Here is an 18,902-nt window from a genome sequence, read left to right on the forward strand (position 1 = left end):
AGCTTATACCAAATTGTATCTTCTTATCATTTCTGTGATCCTTTTGTCTATATCCTCTTTTAAAGCTGTTAATTCCTGTTTTTCTATCGTCCGTTTATCCACTTCCTTCGCCTGATAATTATGGAGTAAGTTTTTTATTGTTGGATGCATGCTCTTAGGAAATGCTTCATATGCCCTTTTACCAGCTTCCTGTTTCGATAAAAAACAGTTTGCTTTTAAATACCAGTAGAAACGTAACATATTCAATAATGCATACACAGGGGTATCCGTATAAGTTACCAAGCATTCTTTATAATCTGAGTGTATCGATGCGATAAAGTCACTTCTTGGAACTGCAGGAAATATACTACTTGCTTGAGGACATTCCAAAGTAATTCCTCTATTCATAAGAACAGCAATATGTGCAGCTAAGTCCGCATCTTTTCCTTCATTTTTCTCTATTACTTGATTTTTATTTTTTTCTATCTGCTTTCTCCAATCTTCACTAAAGTGAAAAATATACGGGAAGGGATGCTCCCACTTTTTTAACCTATTTTCTAATAAAAAACTGATTTCAATCGGGTAAGGATTATTGGACTTATTTAGAAATAATGCAGCAAGCTGCTGTTTTTGCTTTTCATCCAATGTTTTATTTAAAACCACTAATAAATCAATATCACTATTTTCAGGTTGAAAACCTCCCATAGCTAAAGAACCATGCACATAACAGCCAATAAATAGACTTCCTGTAATTTGCTTTATCTCAGCCAGTAGATTATCTAAAAAAGCTTGAATAGACTTGGGAAATTTTAAGTATTTCTTCACGTCCATTTCTCCCCTTGTATATTATGTTTAAGCCTAATAATTAATAGATTTTAGGCATCACTTGTACCTTGAAAATTAAATAATAATAGTTAGTCATTTTATTTATTGTTGGAGGGCGCAGCTTCGTAATGAGCGTATGCTTGCCTTGGCAAGCATACCGCGAATTAGAAAGAAGCAAGCGACAGTGCGGTAGCCCTCAAACAAAAGTGTTTACGATGCTGAGCTGTCTTTGGGAAAATAGCCATAGGTAGCGTTCCTACCAAGGGATTGTTCCGATTTCTCCTGTTGCCCCAAGCTAACACTTGGGTGTCTTCCAATTAGAGAGTGTTGCCCTGGCCCTGTGTTATAGACCTACACGTTGACTGTTTCCCGGTCAGTTAGCCCTCCCGCAAAGCAGAAGGAGGCTCATGCACTGCTGACTCCCGGTGTATTCCAATAGCTCGCAAGGCTGTCGTTCATAGGTTTCCCAGGGACATCTCAGCATCGTAGGCGCTACATCATCATAAACCAAAGGAGGTGATTCCTATGACTTCTCCCTTGTTCGTCGGAATTGACGTAAGCAGTAAGCATAACGTCGTCTGTTGCTTAACCCGGGACGAAGTGAAACGGCCTCTGAGCCGATTTACCATTACCAACAATCGTCCCGGCATTCAAGAATTGAAAGACCGTATTTCCAAACTCGTCAAAAAACATGGGTTTGAACAGGTTTTATTCGGTCTGGAACACACCGGAAGCTATTCGACGCACACGGCTATCTATTTGCAGCAGCACCTGGACTTTGGCGTATCAGATAAATTGGTTTACGCATTGAATCCTAGCCTTATCAAAGAATTCAAAAAAGCGAATTTTCTCGATGCTCCCAAAAACGACCGGGTGGATGCCTGGTATATTGCCGCAAAACTTCGTGCAGGTAATTTACCGCATCCTTATACGTGGAGCGAGCCACAAATGGCTCTACAGCGACTGACACGTGCACGATATCATTTGATGCAGGATTTAACACGGGAGAGCAACTTTCTCCTGACAAACCTGTATTTAAAGTTCAGCGACTATACCATCGCTGGACCGTTTAAACAAAACACGCTCGGCGTAACGTCCATGGCCGTCATGGAAGAGTTTACTTCCGTTGAAGAACTCGTTGATATCTCATTGGACGAGCTCATTACCTTTTTGGTGCACCATGGAAAAAATCGATTCGATGATCCCGAAGCCGTTGCCCGTTCCTTAAAAAAGGCAGCACGGTCTTCTTATCGGCTATCTGACTCCATGGCAGATTCGGTCAACTTAGCGATGGCATCCAGTATCCGGGTTATTCGCGCTATTCAGCAGGAATTAAAGGTCTTGAAAAAAGCCATTATGGATCATTTAGAAACCATCCCACAAACGCTGGATACAGTCCCGGGAATTGGTCCGATTTTCGCTTCTGGTATCCTGGCCGAAGTAGACATTCATCAATTCCAAAAACAGCAGCAGCTGGCTAAATTCGGCGGAATTGCCTGGAACCAGTCGCAATCCGGTGATTTTACTGCCAATCGAACCCGGCTGATTCAATCGGGGAACCGCTATCTCAAGTACTACCTCTTTGAGGCCGCAAACAGTGTTCGGGTGCATGACCCTGTTTTTGCCCAGTACTATGCGAAAAAGCGGGAAGAACCAAAAGAATTTGCCAACAAACGTGCCCTTGCGCTTACAGCTCGAAAACTTGTGCGGTTGATCTTTTATCTGCTGAAGAACAACCAAATTTATCATCCAGAAGGAGGGATGCCACAAAATCATAAATAGATTTTTATCGCCCTTTTTCTTTCACCTATTAATTTGTTTATATGGTATAAAATGTAAACAAATTAGGGTGGGTTTAGTTTCCTATTGCCTTTTTTAGCTGTATTGGCACGAATGAAGTAGGTTTTTAAAAATCAGTGCTTGACATTATACCGCTGCTCTCCAACATTTATCATTTCCTTCTTTTTTAGTAGAATAAATAAGAGGCATTTACCACAAACTTATCCTATAAGAAAGAGGGATACCCTTGAACATCACATTTCGTCAAGAACAACCAAAAGATTATTCACAAACAGAAGCTCTTATTGAACAAGCTTTCCGAAACGAAGTAATGACCGATCACCAGGAGCATTTTCTTGTAGATCGTATTCGCAAATCTAATGCTTTCATTCCTGAATTGTCTATCGTCGCAGTCAATCAGCAAAACAATATCATTGGCCATATTCTTTTTTCTATAATAAGCATTGAAAACAAAGAACAAGCAACACCATCGCTAGCTCTTGCTCCAATCTCTGTTCATCCAGATTATCAAAATAAGGGCATTGGGTCTATGTTGATGAAAGAAGGATTAGAAAAGGCAAAAGCAGCTGGCTACCGCTCTATCATTGTACTCGGGCACGCCGATTACTATCCTCGCTTCGGTTTTAAACCAGCTAGTTTATGGGGAATTGAAGCACCATTTGACGTTCCAGAGGAAGCATTTATGGCATTGGAATTAGAACCAGGTGTGTTAGAGCGTACAAGTGGTATCGTTCATTATTCAAAAGCATTTTCTGAATAACAAATTGCTTCACAGCGTTTTCCAATATCCGAAGCAGCATAAAAGTTCCATATTGAGTAAAGACATAAATATTGAATGAATTTGGCTTTTCTTTCTCTGAGGATTCATTGGAAGATGAAGATTTAAATTTGGAAGAGGCTATCAGCAATTTAGAAGAAGGTTTTGAAGTAGTAGACAAATAAAGTGAGAGATCGTATCTGCATGAAGGTACGGTCTTTTATTGCTTCGATGGTTTCATCAATGATTATCATACACATCGTGAATAGAAACGCATTTCTTTTATTATAACCGGACTCATTTTAATCATCCTATCCAAAGATTCATCGATTTCCCTTTTTGACTTTCCCGTTTTAATCCGATACGATTGCCTTAATTACATAAGAATAGGAGAAACGAAAATGGCACAGAAAAATAGATTAATAGTAATCGGTTCTATTCTCTTTCTGATTTCATTTCTTACTTTAACTGCATGTGGTTCAGACCAGGAAACCGTAACGTATAAATTAGAAGAAGACAATAATTCTATGGAAACAACTTTTGTGGCGGATGACGGAGAAATCATCGAACAGTCAAGCCGGAGCATCACTTCCTACGACAGTATCGAAGGCGTTGAATCCCAAGAAGAAGCAGAGGCTCTCCTTGTTCCTTCTGCCGAACCGTTACAAGGTATTGAAGGTCTGGAATACAACCTCGATTTTGAAGAGGATCATTTCACTGAAACCATTACAATCGATTTCGCAGTCGCTGACCTTTCTGAGTTACCAGGACTTGATGAAGTTGTTGACAATGAAGATGAAAATTTAAACCTGGATGATGCTGTAGAATCTTTGGAAGAACAGGGATTTGAAAAAGTAAAAGAGTAAATATCAAAGCAGGCTGCAAGATTACGAATCTATACAGCCTGCTTTTTTCCTATTCATCTATCTCTTTCCCGTAACAAAAAAATCGCTTTTCCCATCCACTGTGACACCATTGAAAATATCCTTTAGCACTTCATCCGTTAACGGCACTTCCCGCAAAAAATGAAGATCATCAAAATGACAAGTCTTCTCTTCATCATGTGGATTCATCACATAGATGGTATATGCTTCATCTGTAAAACGAAGCATCCCCAATACATCATCCGTATGGAAAAGAATAAAATCACCATACTGTAAGGTGTTATTCTGTTTTCTTTCCGCAATCCATTTTTGACAATGCTTAAAGATATCTTGATCTACATCTTCCCAAGGGAAGAATTTACGGTTATCCGGATCCTGTTCCCCTGTCAGGCCAGCTTCATCTCCATAATAAAGACAAGGGATACCCGGAGCAATTAATAAAAAGCTTAGGGCAAGCTTCAATCTTTCTCTATCTTCTCCCAGAAATGTGTAAATTCGTTTTGTATCATGTGTGCCAATATTATTCAAATTATTGAAGAAAACATCTTCTGGATAATTTTCATGGAGCTGTGTCAATCTCTGCGCAAGCTCTTTTGGGGATTTTTCCAATTGCAGCAAATCTAACACGGTGTTTCGGAAGGGATAATTCATCACACCATGCAGATGGTTTCCTAAAATATATTGTCTGCGTTCATCGTAGGAAATTTTATTGGAAGCATCCTCCCACACCTCACCAATGAGCACTTTCTCTGGATATTGGTTCAGCTTATGGCGGATGCCAGCTATAAATGCGTCCGGAAGTTCATCAGCAACATCCAAGCGCCATCCGTCTACGCCCAACTGACTCCATTTATCCACCACACTATCATCATTACGATAGATATAATCCTGAAATTCCTGATTGGACTTATCCACTTCCGGCAGGTCATCAATTCCCCACCACGATGCATATTTATCAGGATATTCGCTAAACGTAAACCAAGGATAGTAAGGACTATCCTGATTTCGATATGCTCCTTTATCCTCGCCATAAGTGCCATCATAATTAAAGTAGATACTATTCCTTCCTACATGGCTGAACACGCCATCCAACATAACATGAATTCCTTCTGCATGCAGGTTGTCTATCATTTCCTGAAATAATGTCTCATCGCCAAGCATCGGGTCGACTTTCATATAATCTGCTGTATCGTAACGGTGATTGCTTGCTGCTTGAAAAATCGGATTCAAATAAATGGCATTGATACCTAATGCTTTAAGGTAAGGTATTTTCTGTCGGATTCCTTCTAAATTCCCGCCATAAAAATCCCAGCGAAGAATCTCTCCTTTTGATCCACGAACATACAGCGGCGTATCACGTGTATCTCCATAGATAAAGCTATTCCGCTTCGGGGCATTTACTTTTCCATCCGAATTGCCATTATAAAAACGGTCGGGAAAAATCTGATAAAAGACAGCCTCCCGATACCAATCGGGTGTTTTTTCTTTCTTTTCAAAGCAAGTCAGCTGGTAGGGAATAACCTCGTGCTGTTCCTCATACAGCTGCCCTTCTCCTTTCACAGCGCTTGCCCCCCAAAAAGCAGTCATTTCCTCGCCATTATCTTCTTTCCACGTTATCGAAAAATAGTAAAAATAAAGCCCTTTCCCTTCATGAGGCGTATAAATACAGGAGAAGCGGTTATTATCTTCCTCCATTTGATAGACTTTTTCCTCATGTGTTCCATTGTCTTTTCGAATCCTACATTGTACATTGATTACTTGATCTTCATGGACATCTATCTGAAATCGCACCTGATCCTCAGGCCGAACCGCTCCAAACGGTTTTTTATACGCACTTATCCACGAATTATAATAAACATGCGGCATAGTCCTATCCTTTCTCTGTTAAATACAAGTTCAAAAAGTTTGATAAAAATGACCAGTCGGCTAGGTAAGCGACATCCTGTCGTGACGCCGACACTAGCACTTCCTGTGCGTCGAAAGTTCAAGGCGATTTATTTTTTACGAACGGACTTTCACAGGATGTGATGACTTCTGTGTTGTCCACAAATGTTTTCGATGGGACGAGTAAGCGCAGTCCCAGGACGTGGACGGTTTTAACAGAAGTTCCTCTATGTCTTTTAATACGTGAGTATCGGAAAAAATAAGTCAACGCAGAAATTCGCCGTGTCATTTTTGTTGAACTTTTTGAACATCCTCTGTAACAAATGAATCTTTCGGCTCTACCTTCCATATATCCTCCGCATAACGGCGGACCGTCTCATCAGAAGAGAATCTGCCGGCATTAGCGATATTAATTAAACTCATTTTCTGCCAGAAAGTTTGATCGCCGTAGGCTTTATCAATTTCTTCCTGTGCCTTTACATAAGAATCGAAGTCGCGCAGAAGAAAATACTCATCATTATACTTAATGAGCGAATCAAAAATTTCTCTGCCTTCGTAAACTATGTTTGGAATGGTACCATCAATAAATGCATTTAGCACACGGCGGATAACCGGATTTTCATCATACAATTTCTGGGCAGAATATTCCTGACTTTCATAATATGCATACACTTCTTTCTCTGTGAGACCGAAGATATAAATATTATCATCACCGACTGCATCTCGGATTTCCACATTGGCTCCGTCCAATGTAGCGAGCGTAATAGCACCATTCAACATCAGCTTCATATTACTTGTACCGGAAGCTTCCTTCGATGCAAGCGAAATTTGTTCACTGACATCTGCCGCCGGGATAATTTTCTCTGCTAAACTGACATTATAATTTGGCAAGAATACAATTTTTATTTGATCATTAATATCCGGGTCATTATTGATTAACTGTGCAGCTTCATTAATACATTTAATAATCACTTTTGCATAATGATAGCTTGGTGCTGCTTTTGCTCCGAAAATAAACACGCGTTTTTGCATATCTAAATTGGGATTTTCTTTTAAATCTTGATACAGTTTGATAATATGCAATAAATTCAATAGTTGACGTTTATAAGCATGCAGTCGCTTAATCTGTACATCAAAGATAGCATCTGCGGAAACGTCAATTTCTGTTGTTTCCAAAATATAATCAGCTAATCTCTGTTTGTTGATTTTCTTTGCTTGTGCTAAATTTTCCAACACAGCCGGATCCGATTGGTAATTCATCAGCAGTTTCAAATCACCTGGATCTTTTCGCCATGTCTTCCCTATTGTTTCATCCAACACATTGGACATGGGTTCATTCACAATTTGAGACCATCTGCGCTGCGCAATTCCATTCGTTTTATTATTAAACCGGTCCGGATAAATAATATAAAAATCATGCAGGACAACTGTTTTTAATAAATCGGAATGCAACTTCGCCACACCATTGGTACTATGACTGCCGATAATGGATAAATGTGCCATATGCACCTGCCCATTACGAATAATGCGCGTATTTTCCACCAGGTCATATGGATGCAATTCCTGCATAGTGTGCACATAGCGTGCATCAATCTCTTCTATAATTTGATACATACGCGGCAAGGTGCGTTTCATCAGATCAATTGACCATTTTTCCAATGCTTCAGCTAAAATGGTATGATTGGTATAACTCATGACTTTTACGGTAATATCCCAAGCCTGCTCCCAGGACAATTCTTCTTCATCAATCAAAATCCGCATCATCTCCGGAACACATAAAGCAGGATGGGTATCGTTGATATGGATAGAAACATATTCGCTCAGCTTCGAAATCGGCTGCTGTGCTCGCCTTTTATAATGACGAATAATACTTTGGATTCCTGCTGATACAAAGAAATATTCCTGTGTCAGTCTGATTAAACGTCCCTGTTCATTGGAATCATCCGGGTACAGAACTGCTGTTAAATCTTCCAATTCTCTGCGTCCCTGTATACTTTGGTATTTATCCTCTTCCGAAGCAGGAATTTCTACAGACCATAAACGTAATGTATTAACGACATTATTTTCATATCCAACCATTCCGGTATCATAAGGAACCGCACGAAGAATCTGTTCATTTTCATATACCGGCTTCAGTTTTCCTCTGCCGTTATCAGCCAAATAAACATGCCCGCCGACTCGGACGTCTACTGCTTTACTTTCTCTGCGGATTTCCCAAATATTACCGCTTTGCAGCCATTCATCAGGGAGCTCCACTTGATAGCCATCTACAAACCGTTGTTTGAAAAGGCCATAATCATAACGAATACCATTTCCATTTCCCGGAAGTCCACAAGAAGCGATAGAATCCATAAAACAGGAAGCTAATCTCCCAAGGCCTCCATTTCCCAACGCCATGTCCTTTTCCACTTCTGCCAGGCTATCTAAATCTATTCCCAGCTCTGCCAAAGCCTCTCTTGCTGTATCTAGCATACCAAGATTTAATAGATTACTTTTCAGCATTCTCCCCGGCAGAAACTCGATCGAAAAATAATAAACCTGTTTCTTTTTCCTGTCCACATAATACTTCCATGTATCTCTCCAAGCATCTGCATAACGGGCTTTCACCACAGCTCCCAGCGTATAGAAAATTTCCTGTTTTGCCGCGTCCTCCAACTCCATCGCATAGTTCTCTCTTAATCTCTGTCTTAACTCTTTTTTAAACATTTCTTTATCTAAAGCCATGTATTAAGCTCCTTCTCTGCATTATCTAAGTGACACTTTAAGTACTTTTACCCCAAAAATAAAATTCTAACCCTGTACCTTATTTTTTCTTGGAAAAGCCACTTATCGCACTTAAACGGATGCTGATATGTTTTCAGCCTATAAGAAGGTGTTCAAAAAGTCACAACCCTTTGAACACAATCCACCCTATAAAAGTTCTTTATAAAGTAAACGGTATTTATCGCCCGAAAGTTCCCAGCTGAAATCTTGTTCCATCGCAGTTTGTACAAGATGCTCCCATACATCCGGCTCTTCTTGGAAAACATGGATTGCTTTTTTCAATGCTTCCATCATATAGTATGGGGTAAATAAAGAGAAACCAAACCCGGTACCTGTTTTTTCAATTGGGTTATATGGCTCTACCGTATCTTTCAGCCCACCTATCTCGTGAATAACCGGCAGCGTACCATAACGCATCGAAATAAGCTGTGATAATCCGCATGGTTCAAATTTCGAAGGCATCAAAAAGATATCCGCTCCTGCATAAATTTTTTGAGCCAGCGTCACGTCAAATGTGATTTGCACCGCACATTTATTGGGATACCACTCTGAAATCAATTGAAATGGATGTTCTAATGATGGGTCACCAGTTCCCAACAAAACAAATTGGACATCATATTGCAACAGATTCTCCAATTCTTCCAATACAAGATGAAAACCCTTCTGGTGGGTCAAACGGCTGACCACAGCAATAATTGGAACATCCGCTTTCACAGGAAGTCCCATTAATTCTTGCAGCTCTTTCTTACATTCTTTTTTGCCTGTTAAGTCCGCTGAAGAATAATTACTCTGAAGCGCTGGATCGGTTGCAGGATCGTTCATTTCATAGTCTATGCCATTGACAATACCGGAAAGTTTTTGCCGTTCCTCTCTGAGAATGGTTTCTAAACCATTGCCAAATTCAGTGGTTTGAATTTCTCTTGCATAAGAATGACTGACGGTATTTACTTTGTCAGCATATACAATACCGGATTTGAGAAAGTTAATATCATCTTCAAAACGAATCGTACCATCATGATATTTTCTATCGCCTACTCCGAATAAATCAGATAGTACTTCCGGATGGTACCGCCCTTGAAACTCAATATTATGAATCGTTAAAACCGTTTGGATGTCTTGATAAGCTTCTACCCAATGGTATTTTTCTTTTAAGAGAAATGGCACCATCGCTGTATGGAAATCATGCACGTGGATAATATCCGGGATGTAATTAATCACTTCCATCATTTCAATCAATGCTAATTGAAAGAAAGCAAAACGTTCCCCATCATCATAAAAACCATATAAATCATCCCGATTAAAGTAATATAAATTATCGATAAAATAGTAGGTGACCTGGTCCAATTCTAAACGTTCGATACCACAAAATTGGCTCCTCCAGCCTACATCAACAGAAAAAGAGGTTACGTGCTCCAGGCGCTCCCTATATTTATCCGGCATGTTTTTATGAAGCGGCAGGACAACTACCGCTTCCACATCTTTTTTTGCTAATTCTTTCGGGAGCGCACCAATTACGTCTCCGAGCCCGCCTGTCTTAAAAAAAGGAGCACACTCCGCACTGGCAAATAATAATTTCATACTTTTCCTCCTTCTTATCTCTCTAATTCGCTGACTGCCACTCCGTTGGCAAGCATATCATTGGTCACATGCTGATATTTTTCAATAACAATTGGATTATCTCTGGTTCCAATGATTTGTACGCCCGGATCTACAACAACTTCCTTATCCAAAATGGCATTTTGTATCTTTGCTCCCGTACATATTTTTGCACTTGGCATAACAATGGAATCAATCACTTCTGTTCCTTTGTCTATTACGGTTCCACGGGAAATAGAGGAGCCTTGTACTTTTCCTTCCACAATGCAGCCTGTTGCGAATTGGCTGTTGTTTACTTCAGATGACTCGGAATAATACGTTGGTACTTCATTTTTTAATTTTGTATATATTTTTTGATTCGAATATAGAAGGGAACTAAACTTTTGCTGGTTCAACATATCAAGCGATGCATTATAATATGAATTTATATCAAATATATTACTTAAATAACCGGTATGCTCATAACTGGAGCTTTTGACAGTATGAATTTTTTTACGCAGGAAATCCTGAATATCTGCAGACATTCCTTCTTGCTGTCCTTCTTTTAATTCTCGGATCAGCCAATCGGTCTGCACGATGTAAATATCCATACAGAGATTCTCTTGTTCCGCCGTTTGCACATGCTCCATATATGGACGAACCTCTGTGATTTGACCATTATCTGTCAGAGATAATACTGCATCTGTCTGGCAAATTTTTTCTGATTCCACTTTTTTATAAACAACTGTCATTTCATTGTTTTGTTGCTGGTGAATTTTCAAAACAGCACGCAAGTCAATATTACAAATCATTTTACTGCTCATATACACCGTATATTCGGATTTGGACTTTTCGAGATAATCAATCAGCGGACGATAATAACTCTGATTATGTGCTTTTAATTTCAAAAAGTCCTGATAAAGGTGGATAAAGAAACGATTATGGACGCCATCCAAGTTCCACTCTTTTCCTCCGCCAATATGATCGAATACAGATTGTGTCTCTCCTTCATTAAAAATCATATACACTGTATTTATATTGGCGTTCACAATACTGGAAAGGGGAAAATCTATCAACCTATACTTACATGCAAACGGCAACGTTGCTAATGGCCTCTCATTGGTTAATGGAAGTAAAGCGTTATAACGTTGAATATTCCCTAAAATGGCACAAATTTTATTAGTCCTCATCCATCGTCACTCCAATCACTTCAGAATAGCCAACTACCCCAACCTCGTTTGTACCGTCAATTACCGTATTATCACCGACAACCGCATCTTCTCCAATAATTGCCCGGCGGATGCTGACATTTTTTCCGATACTTGCTCCCGGCATAACGAAACTATCGGTAATGCTCGATCCTTCTTTCACTTGTACATCATTGGATAGAATACTATTTTCAATATGTCCTGCTACATAACACCCATCTACAATTAAGGAATCTGTGACAGAAGCTGTATCCGTTAAGAAATTTGGGGGCGAAATCGTATTTCTGGAGTACACACGCCAAGTTTTATCACGAATATTCAAATTCATCTCCGGATTAATAAACTCCATATTTGCCTCCCAGAGTGAATCAATCGTTCCGACGTCCTTCCAATAACCAGAAAAACGATACACAAATACATTCTCACTGCCTTCTAAATAAGAAGGGATAACATGTTTACCAAAATCCAGCATATGATCATCCTTCGAATAGCTGCTTAACAGAACCTCACGCAACCGGGCCCAATTAAAGATATAGATACCCATGGATGCCAGATTACTCTTCGGGTTTTCCGGCTTTTCTTCAAATTCAATAATCCGGTCATTTTCATCGGTATTCATGATTCCAAAACGGGATGCTTCTTTTTCGGGAACCTCCAGCACAGCGACCGTCAAAGCAGCGTCATTCTCCTTGTGCGTCTCCAGCATTTCTTCATAATCCATCTTATAAATATGATCTCCAGATAATACAAGCAAATATTCCGGGTTCATCTCATCAATATAAGCAATGTTCTGATAGATGGCATGTGCTGTCCCTTCAAACCATTTACCACCTTCTGATCCAGCATAAGGCTGAAGAATGGTTACACCGGAGCTGATTCCATCAAGCCCCCAGCTTGTCCCGTTATCAACATGGTTATTTAACGCCAGTGGTTGATACTGTGTCACTACCCCCACATTTTTAATACCTGAATTCGCACAGTTACTTAACGTAAAATCAATAATACGGTATCTTCCGCCAAAAGGAACGGCTGGTTTAGCGATATTTTTTGTCAGTTTCCCTAATCGCGAACCCTTTCCTCCCGCAAGAATCATTGCTAGCATCTCATTTTTCATATATTCGGTGAAAGCAGCCTTTCACCTGTCCCCCTTTTGATTACTTCTTCAAAACTTATTGCAAAAGTAAACCTTGGTGTATATACAATATCTTTTTAAAGGATACATAATAGATCCAATAAAAAGGATATGCTTCATGATGAAAAACTACTTAGCAGATGGACGTTTTCTCGGTATTTTGATGTTATCTGGTTGTAAAATTAACGCGCCCAGTGCCGGTACTACGGTCTTAATTTGATACGGATACTCTTTAAAAGGAATTTCTTCTGTCAGCTGATCCGGATTATGCGCTTCCCAAGTGCCTCCGAATTCTTTCATTTCTGTATTCCATATTTCTTTGTAGCTTCCTTCAAACGGGACTCCAACAGGAAAATCCTGACGTTCTAAAGGGGTCATATTTAAAATAATAATCAGAAAATCCTTTTTCTTCTTACTTTTCCGGATAAAACTGAGCACAGATTCATCTCGATTGTCCGCATCAATAATGGAAATGGTGTCATAGCTTTCTTCCAATTCCCATAATGCCGGCTGTTCTTTATACAAGGCATTTAAACTGGAAGTAAAATGCTGCATGCTTTTGTTCAGCGTATCTTCTAAATCACGCCACTCTAACCCTTCATCATACTTCCATTCCAAGAATTGCCCCCATTCACTGCCCATGAACAAAAGTTTTTTTCCTGGATGTGTCATCTTATACGTATACAGATTACGCAATTGTGCAAATTGTTTATATCTATCTCCCCACATCTTATGCATCAAACTCTTTTTCCCATGTACAACTTCATCATGAGAAAGGGGCAGAATAAAGTTTTCCTGCATCATATACATAAAAGAGAAGGTAATTAAGTTAAAATGATCTTTCCTGAAAACCGGATCCATTTCATAGAATGCAAGCACATCATTCATCCAGCCCATATTCCATTTATAATCAAAACCAAGCGCTCCTGTTTCAACTAATCCTGTAATCTGGGTATCAGATGAACTTTCTTCTGCAATCATAATGACATCCGGATGGGCTAACTTGATAACTGCATTCAGCTTTTGCAGAAAATAGTACCCCTCATAGTTCCGATTACCACCTTCATGATTTGGTTCCCAAGGACCGTCATCATAATCTAAATAAAGCATACTGGAAACAGCATCCACACGAATGCCATCGATATGATACATCTCTAACCAGAACAGCGCACTGGAAATGAGAAAGGATTGCACTTCTGGTTTGCCTAAGTCAAAATTAACAGACCCCCAGCGGATATTTGCTGCCCGGTCCGGATTTTCATATTCAAATTGCGGTGTACCGTCATATCTTGGCAGAGCGTCATCATTAATACAGCAGTGACCTGGAACCCAGTCCACAAATACTCCTATATTATTTCGATGACACGCCTCTACAAAATCCTGAAATTCCTCCGGTTTACCATAATAGGAACTTAAAGCAAAGTAACCTATCAATTGGTATCCCCATGAGGCTCCCAGAGGGTGCTCCATTAACGGCATAAATTCAATATGAGTGTATCCCATCTCCTTCACGTAAGGAATTAATTCTTCCTTTAAGTCTGCAAAGGAATAAGAGGTTCCATCCTCATGATGTTTCCAGGAGCTGGCATGTACCTCATAAATGTTTATGGGCCGCTTAAAGTAATTAGAACGTTTTTTTCTTCCGTACCATAATCCGTCCTTCCATTTTTTCTCCGGGACATGATGAATGACCGCAGCATTATCCGGTCTTTTTTCAAATGCAAATGCGAATGGGTCGATTTTATATACTTCTCTGCCATCTGCCTGGCGGATTTTGTACTTGTATAAATCATTTTCGGAAGGCTTCGCAGTGAATACTTCCCAATAGCCATAGGATTCATTTTTTTGCATCGGCAAGGATTCATCCCAATCATTAAAAGTGCCGACAAGCCAAACCTGCTGTGCATTCGGTGCCCAGACACGGAAGACAAAGCCTGTCTCCCCATCCCACTCCTTTTGGTGATATCCAAAAATATGCTGGCTGTAAAAATTTTCGCCTGTATGGAATCTTTTTACCGCATCTTCTGTTTCCAATTCCAAATACTCATTAGTTTGCATTTCTCCATTCACCACCCATTGAAGTGCGTGTTCAAAAAGTACCAAGGATTTTTAGTGGGTCCTCTTCAAAGCAAACACATTCGCTGCTTATGATTCGGTACTTTTTGAACATCTTCTTAAAACGTGTTCCTACAGTTATTTTCAGCTGGTTACATTGGTTATTTCAGAAATGGCTGCTGAATACGTTTTGATTTTTTCCTCTGCCACTTCTTCACTTCCGGCTTTCACACCGATATAGAATTTAATTTTAGGCTCTGTTCCAGAAGGACGTGCAGCTATCCAGCTATCATCTTCCAGGAAGTACTTTAATACATCTGACGATGGTGTCTCCATCGTTGTCACTGCCCCGTCTGCATGTACTTTTTCCTGCAATTTGTAATCCTCCGTACTAACAACATTTGCACCTCCGAAAGTTGCCGGAGGGTCTTCCCGCAGCTGTTTCATTAGGGTAGCTATTTTCGCTGATCCTTCCAAACCGCTCATCGTAATAGATATTGTTTTTTCCTGGTAGTTTCCGAATTCTTCAAAAATAGCTTCCAATGCATCATATAAGTTTTCACCTTTCTGTTTGTAGAAAGCAGCTACTTCTGCTATCAATACAAGGGCCTGAATCGCATCTTTATCTCTGACAAACGGTTTTACCAGGTAGCCGTAACTCTCTTCAAAACCAAATAAAAATGTCTGTGAGCCATCTTCCTGATATTCTTGAATTTTTTCAGCGATAAATTTAAAACCGGTAAGCACACTCACCATTTTGGTCTGGTATTTTTCAGCAATGGCAGTAGAAAGTTCACTGGAAACAATTGATTTTAATACCACAGCATTTCCCGGTAATGTACCTGCTTCTTGCCGTGCTTTTAAAATATAATCCTGCATTAACGCACCAATTTGGTTTCCGCTTAGCACTTTGTATGTTCCATCAGGCATCTTCACCGCAACACCCATCCGATCGGCATCCGGGTCTGTCGCAACCAGCAAATCAGCTCCCTTTTGTTCACCTAATGAGATAGCATACTCAAACGCGGAATGTTCTTCTGGGTTAGGGGATTTAACCGTAGTAAAATCAGGATCAGCAACGCTTTGTTCAGGGACAAATGTGAATCCGGTAAATCCGGCTTGTTCCAATGCTTTTTCTCCCAGCATCTTCCCTGCACCATGCAGCGGAGTGAAAACGAGTTTTAAATCTTTCCCTTCTTCCCTTACCAGGTCTCTATTAATCGTTACCGTATCGATTTCCTGTAAGTAAGCATCGTCTACTTCTTTGCCAATGATTTGCAGCAGTCCTTTTTCTTTTGCTTCATCCTCTGGCACTACGTCTATCTGCAGCGGGTTCTCTACAGAGCGCACGTATGCTGTCAAAGCATCTGCATCTTTTGGTGCCATCTGCCCGCCGCTTTCTCCATAAACTTTGTAACCATTATAGTTTGCCGGGTTATGTGATGCCGTAATCATAATTCCTGCCAATGCATTCAGATGTCTTACCGCAAAGGACAACTCTGGCGTCGGGCGCAGCGATTCAAATACGTAGGATGGAATGCCGTGTCTGGCCAGTGTTTTAGCAGCTTCCAAAGCAAATTCAGGTGACTTGTGCCTGGAATCGTAAGCAATTGCAACGCCCCTGGATTTACTCGCTTCCGAACTGTTTTCCATGAATCGGGCCAAGCCTTCTGTAGCTTGTCTCACCGTATAAATGTTCATCCGGTTAATCCCCGCCCCTAGTATTCCACGCATGCCGGCAGTTCCAAATTCCAAAGGTTTGGAGAAAGCATCTTCTCGTTCTGCCTCATTGTTTGATAGATTTTCCAGCTCTGTTTTCAATTCTCTATCCAGAAATTCTTCCTTTTTCCATTGTTCATAGGTGTTTTGATATGACATAAACACTCCCCCTTCAACATTAAAAACAACGTACTGGCTTACTGCTACTCCGAATCACATCCGCCTTTCCTTTTCCGTAACGAAAAATGAATATATAAAAAAACACCGCTTCAACCCCATCTTTATATGTTGTTCATATATGGAATGGTCCCATGTTATAAGTGATAACACGTCTGCGATGTTTACAATTGGATGATGTGATTCATTGAAATAAAGCCTGTCCTTCTTCAGCTGTTATGTGAGTCATCTATTAAGTTGTCTTTATAATATCTTAATTTTCTAATATCTATATAAGAAAAGCCAATCTGACAGTACAACTGCAAGTATTTATTTCTATATAGCAGTAAGCAGGTTTCTTGAGTTTATTATACTATAAAACCTTACATATTTATACATTGAATTTAAGAAAAAGAGATTAAATTCGTAATACAGATTGACTAGTTGATATAAGGGTGCTTATTTACTAGAATAATAAGTTAAAATAAAAAACTTCATTCCGCAGAAATATATCCGCAGAATGAAGTTTCTTTTATTCGTATGCTAATGTTTGTTGCGCACCGGAATCTTTTTTGCCATGTAAAATGGTATATAATCCGGTTGTTACAAGTACAACAATACCTAATACAATGTAGAGGGTGCTGTATCCTGTAATTGGTGCAATAAATCCGAGTAAATATGGTCCAAATCCTAATCCGCCGTCCAGGAAGATAAAGAAAGTAGATGTTGCCAATCCCATACGGTGCGTTGGCGTCATCTTTATTGCAATCGCCTGTGTACAGGATTGCATATTACCAAATCCAAGTCCGATCAGAACACCTGCTAATAACAAGGTGAAGCCGCTATGGGCAAAACCTAAAAGAATCATACCAATCGTAAATAGGACAAATGCTGGATACATCACGATATTGGCACCTTTTAAATCAATCAAGCGACCTGTAAATGGACGCGACAACAATACAGCAATTGAATATACGAGGAAGAATACACTGGCGACACTGACCAGATCTAATTCGATTGCATATGAATTAAGGAAAGACAGTACACTGGAATAACATAAAGCCAGAATAAGCGTAATAATCGCAATCGGTACAGCTTTTGGTTCAACATAATGCGAAATCTGGAACCCTTTCTCCTCTTTTTCCGATTCTGTTTCATGAACAACCGGAATCTTCACGAAAAAGGCAGTTAAAAAGCTGATTACAGCGATGGCTAAACAAAGAGTAAAGATACCTTGCATACTGGTATGCTGACTCATATACAGACCGACGAATGGCCCTAATGCAGTAGACAAGGTTGCACTCATACTGTAGTAACCAATTCCTTCCCCTTTGCGTTCAGCGGGAATAATTTGTGCTACAATCGTACCGGTTGCTGTACTTCCAAACCCAAGTCCAATACCATGGATAAATCGGTTAATCAATAAAAAGCCGATTCCAAAATTAAAGAAATATAATGAGGTAGCTAAAATAAATATAATAACTCCGATAAATAAGGTGGTTTTCTGACCCAATTTATTAATATAACGGCCAATAAACAAACGCCCAATAAGCGCTCCAACAATAAATATGCCAACGACTAATCCGGATTGACTTGCAGACGCATTAAATTCCTCTGCTGCATATACACCCATGACAACAACAAGCAGATAGAAAACTAATGTCAATAAAAAATTAATAGCGGACACAATAATAAAATCTTTGGTCCATAATTTTGATTCATTACTCACTACGAAACCCTTCTTTACGTTCAATATTATGTTCAATTTTCCTTAAAAATTGAAAAGCAACTTGCTTATCTTCTTCTGTTAACCCTTGGGTAAACCTATGTTCCAATGCAGTAATTTCTTTTCTGCACACTTGGTACACACGCTCTCCTTCCGAGGTCAGTTCAATTACTTTCTCCCGTCGATTCGTGCTTGGCACTTCTCTAATTAATCCTGTCTCCTGCAGACGATGTACACGTCTTGTAATACCCGGCTTCTCGACCTGATAATAATTAGATATATCAACAAGTGTTGATTTCCCGCTATCTTTCAGATAAATAATCACTTGCCATAAGGAATAAGAAAGCTGATATTCTTCTAAGAGATCATTTAGGTGCTTCGTTAACAGGCGATGTACACGTATATAATGCCGAAATAATCCTTCCATTTACTGTCCTCC

General features: G+C 39.7%; 13 protein-coding genes. 3 read left to right on the top strand and 10 right to left on the bottom strand.

Annotated features, from left to right (window positions below):
- Positions 1–3: 3 nt before the first annotated feature.
- Positions 4–804: an aminoglycoside adenylyltransferase domain-containing protein gene (locus tag B7E05_RS19450; protein ID WP_179134592.1), complete on the bottom strand. Its 801-nt coding sequence runs from the start codon at positions 802–804 to the stop codon at positions 4–6.
- Positions 805–1,329: 525 nt separating this feature from the next.
- Between B7E05_RS19450 and B7E05_RS19455 the strand changes: the two genes are divergently transcribed.
- From B7E05_RS19455 to B7E05_RS19465, 3 genes are all read left to right on the top strand, one after another.
- Positions 1,330–2,586 (top strand): IS110 family RNA-guided transposase, encoded by a 1,257-nt coding sequence (locus B7E05_RS19455; RefSeq protein WP_080873567.1) that lies wholly within the window; start codon positions 1,330–1,332, stop codon positions 2,584–2,586.
- A 244-nt stretch (positions 2,587–2,830) separates the two neighbouring features.
- Positions 2,831–3,364, top strand: coding sequence for a GNAT family N-acetyltransferase (locus B7E05_RS19460; RefSeq protein WP_080875760.1), 534 nt, complete (start codon positions 2,831–2,833; stop codon positions 3,362–3,364).
- A gap of 398 nt (positions 3,365–3,762) precedes the next feature.
- Positions 3,763–4,227, top strand: a complete 465-nt coding sequence (locus B7E05_RS19465; protein ID WP_080875761.1) for a DUF1307 domain-containing protein — start codon at positions 3,763–3,765, stop codon at positions 4,225–4,227.
- Positions 4,228–4,284: 57 nt separating this feature from the next.
- Here B7E05_RS19465 and B7E05_RS19470 read toward each other — a convergent pair whose 3' ends face one another.
- From B7E05_RS19470 to B7E05_RS19510, 9 genes are all read right to left on the bottom strand, one after another.
- Positions 4,285–6,111, bottom strand: coding sequence for a glycoside hydrolase family 13 protein (locus B7E05_RS19470; RefSeq protein WP_080875762.1), 1,827 nt, complete (start codon positions 6,109–6,111; stop codon positions 4,285–4,287).
- 303 nt (positions 6,112–6,414) lie between these two features.
- Complete coding sequence (locus B7E05_RS19475) at positions 6,415–8,853, bottom strand: glycogen/starch/alpha-glucan phosphorylase (protein WP_080875763.1); 2,439 nt, start codon at positions 8,851–8,853, stop codon at positions 6,415–6,417.
- 186 nt (positions 8,854–9,039) lie between these two features.
- A complete protein-coding gene (glgA, locus tag B7E05_RS19480) occupies positions 9,040–10,470 on the bottom strand; it encodes a glycogen synthase GlgA (protein WP_080875764.1) in 1,431 nt (476 codons plus the stop codon).
- A gap of 14 nt (positions 10,471–10,484) precedes the next feature.
- Positions 10,485–11,657 carry a glucose-1-phosphate adenylyltransferase subunit GlgD gene (glgD, locus tag B7E05_RS19485; RefSeq protein ID WP_080875765.1) on the bottom strand — a complete coding sequence of 391 codons (1,173 nt, stop codon included), beginning with the start codon at positions 11,655–11,657 and terminating at the stop codon, positions 10,485–10,487.
- The gene (locus B7E05_RS19490; RefSeq protein ID WP_080875766.1) at positions 11,647–12,789 is read right to left on the bottom strand and encodes a glucose-1-phosphate adenylyltransferase; all 1,143 of its coding nucleotides are present in this window, start codon (positions 12,787–12,789) and stop codon (positions 11,647–11,649) included. Before B7E05_RS19490 ends, glgD begins: the two co-directional genes overlap by 11 nt.
- Before the next feature lie 147 nt (positions 12,790–12,936).
- Positions 12,937–14,865: a 1,4-alpha-glucan branching protein GlgB gene (glgB, locus tag B7E05_RS19495; protein ID WP_080875767.1), complete on the bottom strand. Its 1,929-nt coding sequence runs from the start codon at positions 14,863–14,865 to the stop codon at positions 12,937–12,939.
- Between the two features lie 141 nt (positions 14,866–15,006).
- Positions 15,007–16,740 carry a phospho-sugar mutase gene (locus B7E05_RS19500; protein WP_080875768.1) on the bottom strand — a complete coding sequence of 578 codons (1,734 nt, stop codon included), beginning with the start codon at positions 16,738–16,740 and terminating at the stop codon, positions 15,007–15,009.
- A gap of 529 nt (positions 16,741–17,269) precedes the next feature.
- Positions 17,270–18,466 carry an MFS transporter gene (locus tag B7E05_RS19505; protein WP_143833264.1) on the bottom strand — a complete coding sequence of 399 codons (1,197 nt, stop codon included), beginning with the start codon at positions 18,464–18,466 and terminating at the stop codon, positions 17,270–17,272.
- Complete coding sequence (locus B7E05_RS19510; protein ID WP_080875770.1) at positions 18,459–18,890, bottom strand: MarR family winged helix-turn-helix transcriptional regulator; 432 nt, start codon at positions 18,888–18,890, stop codon at positions 18,459–18,461. Before B7E05_RS19510 ends, B7E05_RS19505 begins: the two co-directional genes overlap by 8 nt.
- Positions 18,891–18,902: the final 12 nt, after the last annotated feature.

This window comes from Oceanobacillus timonensis, assembly GCF_900166635.1.
GTDB lineage: Bacteria > Bacillota > Bacilli > Bacillales > Amphibacillaceae > Oceanobacillus > Oceanobacillus timonensis.

Coding starts and splice junctions, on each gene's coding strand:
- glgA (WP_080875764.1), bottom strand. CDS start 10,470: ATGAAATTATTATTTGCCAGTGCGGAGTGTGCTCCTTTTTTTAAGACA.
- B7E05_RS19510 (WP_080875770.1), bottom strand. CDS start 18,890: ATGGAAGGATTATTTCGGCATTATATACGTGTACATCGCCTGTTAACG.
- B7E05_RS19500 (WP_080875768.1), bottom strand. CDS start 16,740: ATGTCATATCAAAACACCTATGAACAATGGAAAAAGGAAGAATTTCTG.
- B7E05_RS19475 (WP_080875763.1), bottom strand. CDS start 8,853: ATGGCTTTAGATAAAGAAATGTTTAAAAAAGAGTTAAGACAGAGATTA.
- B7E05_RS19470 (WP_080875762.1), bottom strand. CDS start 6,111: ATGCCGCATGTTTATTATAATTCGTGGATAAGTGCGTATAAAAAACCG.
- B7E05_RS19455 (WP_080873567.1), top strand. CDS start 1,330: ATGACTTCTCCCTTGTTCGTCGGAATTGACGTAAGCAGTAAGCATAAC.
- glgB (WP_080875767.1), bottom strand. CDS start 14,865: ATGCAAACTAATGAGTATTTGGAATTGGAAACAGAAGATGCGGTAAAA.
- B7E05_RS19465 (WP_080875761.1), top strand. CDS start 3,763: ATGGCACAGAAAAATAGATTAATAGTAATCGGTTCTATTCTCTTTCTG.
- glgD (WP_080875765.1), bottom strand. CDS start 11,657: ATGAGGACTAATAAAATTTGTGCCATTTTAGGGAATATTCAACGTTAT.
- B7E05_RS19490 (WP_080875766.1), bottom strand. CDS start 12,789: ATGAAAAATGAGATGCTAGCAATGATTCTTGCGGGAGGAAAGGGTTCG.